Genomic DNA, 4819 nt, shown 5'->3' with positions numbered 1-4819 from the left:
CGGGCAGGGGTGAGCGTACCGGTCGGGCGCGGGTCCCGGCAGGGGCGGCTCCGGGCGCCCGCCGCGGGGGCGGTGCTCCGGGTTCGTGGCCGCGTGGCGCGAGGGCCCGCGCGGGGGTGCGGGGCGCCGTCAGTTCCAGTCGGCGTAGGCGCGGAGCGGGCCGCGCCCGGTGCGGGTCTCCAGGTGGACGGCGGGGACGTCGATGTCCTCGTCCAGGTCCTCGGGGAGCAGGCTCCAGACGATGAGGTCGGTACGGGTGCGGCGCAGGACGCCTGCGGGGTCGCGGTGCCTGGCTATCCAGGCGCCGCGCAGCACGCCCTCGCTGACGCAGCCGATGCGCTGGGCGACCTGCTGGGCGGCGGTGTTGTCGGCGGCGGTGCGCAGTTCGACGCGGGCGAAGCGCTGGTCCGTGAAGAGCCACTGCGCGAGCGCGAGCGAGGCCTCGGCGGCGTAGCCCTCGCCGCGCGCCCAGGAGGCGGTGACGCAGGAGAGTTCGGTGGCGCGCAGGTCCCAGTCGGTGCGGCTGAGCCGGACGACGCCGACGAGGCGCTGGGTGAGGAACTCGGTGACGGCGAGGACGAGTCCGTCGCCGCCGAGCCGGGCGCGGGGTGCCCGGTGGGCGATCCAGTCGCGGGCGTGGGCGCGGGTGAAGGGGTACGGGAGGGTGGTCCAGGCGGCGACGGGCTCGTCGTTCATCATGTCGGCACAGGCGGCGGCGTCATCGGCTTCGAAGGGGCGCAGGACCAGCCGCTCGGTGCTGAGGGAGACATCGGGGAAGAGGGAAGTCATGCGCCGCTCCGTGATGGTCGGGCCTGGTCGGTACCTGCGGCGGCCCGCGGGGCCGCTGTGCCGGGTGGTCCAGGATGCAGCATGGGCACCGGGGGGCGCACCACCGGGGCACGCGAAGGTCCCGGCGCACCCGGGACGTGCTCGGGCGGCCGGGACCGCGGTGCGCGGGCGCGGGGCGGGGCGGCTCAGAAGGCCGGGACGACCGAGCCCTTGTACGTGTCCTCGATGAACTTCTTGACCTCGGGCGAGTGGAGGAGCTTGGCGAGCTTCTTCACGCGCGGGTCGTTCTGCTCGCCGTCCTTGACGACGAGGAGGTTGGCGTAGGGGTTGCCGGTGGCCTTCTCCAGGACGAGGGCGTCCTTCGCGGGCTTGAGGCCGGTCTCGACGGCGTAGTTGCCGTTGACGACGGCGGCGTCCACGTCGTCCAGGGAGCGCGGGACCTGCGCGGCCTCCAGCTCCTTGATGGAGAGGTGCTTCGGGTTCTTCGCGATGTCCGAGGGGGTCGCGTCGTCGCCGGCGCCGGGCTTGAGCGTGATGAGCCCGTTGTTCTCCAGGAGCTTGAGGGCGCGGGCCTCGTTGGTCGCGTCGCTGGGGACGGCGACGGTGGCGCCCTTCTTGAGCGCGTCGAGGCTCTTGACCTTGTGCGAGTAGGCGCCGAGCGGCTCCAGGTGCACGGCCGTCACGGGGACGAGGTCGGTGCCGTTCTTCTTGTTGAAGTCGTCCAGGTAGGGCTTGTGCTGGAAGAAGTTGGCGTCGACGGAGCCGTCCTGCGTCGCGGTGTTGGGGGTCACGTAGTCCGTGACCTCCTTGACCTTGAGCGTGAGCCCTTCCTTCGCCGCCAGGTGGTCCTTGACGTACGTGAGGATGTCCGCGTGCGGGGTGGGGCTCGCGGCGACGACGAGGGCCTTGTCCCCGTCGTCCGCGCCGCTCTTGGCGGAGCCGTCGTCGGAGCCGCAGGCGGCGAGCCCGAGGCCGAGCGCCCCCGCGAGGGCGGTGGCGGTGGCGACGCGGGTGGTACGGCGAGTGGTGTTGCGAGTGTGATGACGCACGAAAAGTGCCTTTCTCGGTGGTGCCGCTCCCGGCAGGTGCGGGGAGGTGGTGCCGTGGTGGTAAGGGTGCTCAGGCGTCGGCGCCGTCCCGTACCGCCGCTTTCGCGGGGGTGCGGGGGCGCAGGAGGCGGAGCACGGGGGCGGGACCGCTCCGGCCGCCCCGGTCGTGGAGCGCGCGGGCGGCGAAGTCGCCGAGGAACTGGATGGCGGAGATGACGACGGCGAGGATCGCGACGGTCACCCACATCAGCCCGGTCTCGAAGCGCTGGAAGCCCTCGCGGATCGCGATGTCGCCGAGGCCGCCCGCGCCGACGGTGCCCGCCATCGCGGAGTAGCCGATGAGCGTGACGACCGTGGTGGTGGCGCCGGAGACGAGCGAGGGCAGCGACTCGGGGACGAGGACCTTGCGGACGACGGCCCAGGTCGTGCCGCCCATCGACTGCACGGCCTCGACGAGCCCGTGGTCGACCTCGCGCACGGAGGTCTCGACGAGGCGCGCGTAGAAGGGGATGGCGCCGATGGCGAGCGGCACGATCGCGGCCTCGCGGCCGATCGTGGTGCCGGTGAGCCAGCGCGTGAAGCCCATGAGGGCGACCATGAGGATGATGAACGGCATCGAGCGGGCGATGTTGACGAGCTGTCCGAGGACCTTGGAGAGCACCGCGTTCTGGAGCAGTCCGCCGCGCGCGGTGAGCACGAGGAGGACGCCGATGGGCAGGCCGAGCGCGACGGCGACGAGCGTGGACCAGCCCACCATGTAGAGGGTGTCCCAGCTCGCCCGGCCGAGCAGCGGACGCATCTCGGACCAGCTCATCGGCCCGCCTCCCGCTTCTCGCTGTTCCCGGCCGCCCGGAAGGCGGCCGCGCCGGGGCGCACGGTCTCGACCTGGAGTCCCTGCTCGCGCAGGAAGCCGATGGGCACGACGTTCTCCTCGTACGGGCCGGGCAGTTCGATGCGCATCCGGCCGACCTGGCGGCCCGCGACGGTGTCCATGGCGGCGCCGAGGATCGAGATGTCGATGTTGTACGTGCGCGAGAGCCGCGAGATGACCGGGCGGCTCGCCGTGTCGCCGTGGAAGGTGACGTCGATGACGGTGGGCGCGGGGCCGCTGCCCTCGCCGCTCACCGGGAAGAGCGCGGCGGCGAGCGCGGAGCCCGGGGTCGCGAGGAGTTCGTCCAGCGTCCCCGCCTCGGTGACGCGCCCGCGCTCCATGAGCGCGGCCGAGTCGCACACGGTCTTGACGACGTCCATCTCGTGGGTGATGAGGAGGACGGTCAGGCCGAGTTCGCGGTTGAGGGAGCGCAGGAGCTCCAGGACCGAGCGGGTCGTCGCGGGGTCGAGGGCGCTGGTCGCCTCGTCGGAGAGGAGGACCTTCGGGTCGCCGGCGAGGGCGCGGGCGATGCCGACGCGTTGTTTCTGGCCGCCGGAGAGCTGGGCGGGGTAGGCGTCCGCCTTGTCGCCGAGGCCGACGCGTTCGAGGAGTTCGCCCGCCTTGGCGGCCCGCGCGCGGCGGCTGTGCCCGAGGATTTCGAGCGGCAGCTCGACGTTGTCCCGCACCGTGCGCGAGGAGAGCAGGTGGAAGTGCTGGAAGATCATGCCGATCCGGCCCCGGGCGGCGCGCAGTTCGCGGCTCGCACGGCTGCCGCGCCCCTGGAGCGCGGTGAGGTCTTGGCCGTCCACGAGGACGGTGCCGGAGGTGGGGCGCTCCAGCATGTTGACGCAGCGGATGAGGGAGGACTTCCCGGCGCCGCTCCGGCCGATGACGCCGAAGACCTCGCCTTCGCGTACGTGCAGATCGACGCCGTCGAGCGCGGTGAGGTCACGGCCGCCCGAACGGTAGACCTTCGTGAGGTCCTGGGTGGTGATCACGGGGTTTTCCTGGGGTGTCGAGTGCGCGGCGGGTTTCACCGGCACGGGAGTGCCGTGCACGGGGCACGGTGCCGAGGGAAGGCGGAACCACGCGCCACCGCCGGGTCCGGGCAGGCCGGGGCCGGGGGCGGCGGGGGGTTCGGGGCCGGGGCGGGGAGGGCGGGCACCCGCTCAGGGGGTGCGGCTTCGCCGTCCTGCCGGTCTCGCTTCGGGGCGCGAGGCGGGGACCCTCAGAAGGCACACATTCGGCACATACGGCGAGCACCGGGCGTCAGGTTCGCCTCGGTCGCTGGGATGCGTGCGCTCGTCGTGGTCATGGCGCCAGTTAACCAGACGTGCGGAGGCACCCCTTCCGCTTGTCCGTCCTCCGGACGCCCGCCGTCCGGAGGACGGACGGCCCCGCCGGGCTCAGTCCTCGGTCACGATCTCCAGGAAATCGCCGCTGACCTGCACGGACACCGCCGAGAGGTCGGGGACGACGGCGTCGGCGGTCAGCTCGGCGCGAGGGTACGTTGTGGTCAACGCCACGGTCCGCATCCCGGCCGCCTGGGCGGAGCGCAGGCCGACCGGGGCGTCCTCGAAGACGAGGCAGTCGCCGGGCGCGAAGCCGAGCTTCGCGGCGCCGAGCAGGTAGGGCTCGGGGTCCGGCTTGCCGCGCGTGATGTCGTCGGCGGCGACGAGGGCGCGGGGGTGCAGTCCGAGGCCCGCGAGGCGGGCGCGGGCGAGCCTGCGGGTCGCCGAGGTGACGACGGCCCAGCGCTCGGGCGGGAGCCCGGCGAGCAGGTCCGCGGTGCCGGGCAGGGCCTCGGTGCCCTCGGCGTCGGCGACCTCCAGGTCCTCGATGCGCCGCGTCGCCTCCGCCACCTTCTCCGGCGGCAGCAGGTCGGCGACGATCTCGCCCGCCGGGCGCCCGTGCAGCTCGATCCGCGCGAAGTCGGCGTCCGTCACCCCGTACTCGGCGGCCCACCGGGTCCAGCAGCGGCGCACGGAGCGGAGCGAGGACATGAGGGTGCCGTCGTTGTCGAAGAGGAGGGCACGGGCCTGGAGCTTCATGACGGCGAGCCTAATCGCGGGGGCGGGGGACGGCGCGGGGTGGGGGCGGGGGACAGGCT

At 73.4% G+C, this 4819-nt stretch carries 5 protein-coding genes; all 5 read right to left on the bottom strand.

Annotated elements, in window-relative coordinates; all coding sequences use genetic code 11:
* Positions 1-129 precede the first annotated feature (129 nt).
* Positions 130-789, bottom strand: a complete 660-nt coding sequence (locus SSBG_RS25320) for a GNAT family N-acetyltransferase (RefSeq protein WP_008748913.1) — start codon at positions 787-789, stop codon at positions 130-132.
* A 185-nt stretch (positions 790-974) separates the two neighbouring features.
* A complete protein-coding gene (locus SSBG_RS25315; protein WP_008748912.1) occupies positions 975-1838 on the bottom strand; it encodes a MetQ/NlpA family ABC transporter substrate-binding protein in 864 nt (287 codons plus the stop codon).
* Between the two features lie 70 nt (positions 1839-1908).
* Positions 1909-2652, bottom strand: a complete 744-nt coding sequence (locus SSBG_RS25310; RefSeq protein WP_008748911.1) for a methionine ABC transporter permease — start codon at positions 2650-2652, stop codon at positions 1909-1911.
* Positions 2649-3707 carry a methionine ABC transporter ATP-binding protein gene (locus SSBG_RS25305; protein ID WP_037870603.1) on the bottom strand — a complete coding sequence of 353 codons (1059 nt, stop codon included), beginning with the start codon at positions 3705-3707 and terminating at the stop codon, positions 2649-2651. Before SSBG_RS25305 ends, SSBG_RS25310 begins: the two co-directional genes overlap by 4 nt.
* Positions 3708-4115: 408 nt before the next feature.
* Positions 4116-4760: an HAD family hydrolase gene (locus SSBG_RS25300; RefSeq protein ID WP_008748909.1), complete on the bottom strand. Its 645-nt coding sequence runs from the start codon at positions 4758-4760 to the stop codon at positions 4116-4118.
* Between the last annotated feature and the right edge of the window lie 59 nt (positions 4761-4819).

The organism is Streptomyces sp. SPB074 (assembly GCF_000154905.1).
GTDB lineage: Bacteria > Actinomycetota > Actinomycetes > Streptomycetales > Streptomycetaceae > Streptomyces.
This window is presented reverse-complemented; position numbering and strand designations above follow the sequence as displayed.

Excerpts from the sequence above, each read along its gene's own strand:
- SSBG_RS25320 (WP_008748913.1), bottom strand. The coding sequence starts at position 789 with ATGACTTCCCTCTTCCCCGATGTCTCCCTCAGCACCGAGCGGCTGGTC.
- SSBG_RS25310 (WP_008748911.1), bottom strand. The coding sequence starts at position 2,652 with ATGAGCTGGTCCGAGATGCGTCCGCTGCTCGGCCGGGCGAGCTGGGAC.
- SSBG_RS25300 (WP_008748909.1), bottom strand. The coding sequence starts at position 4,760 with ATGAAGCTCCAGGCCCGTGCCCTCCTCTTCGACAACGACGGCACCCTC.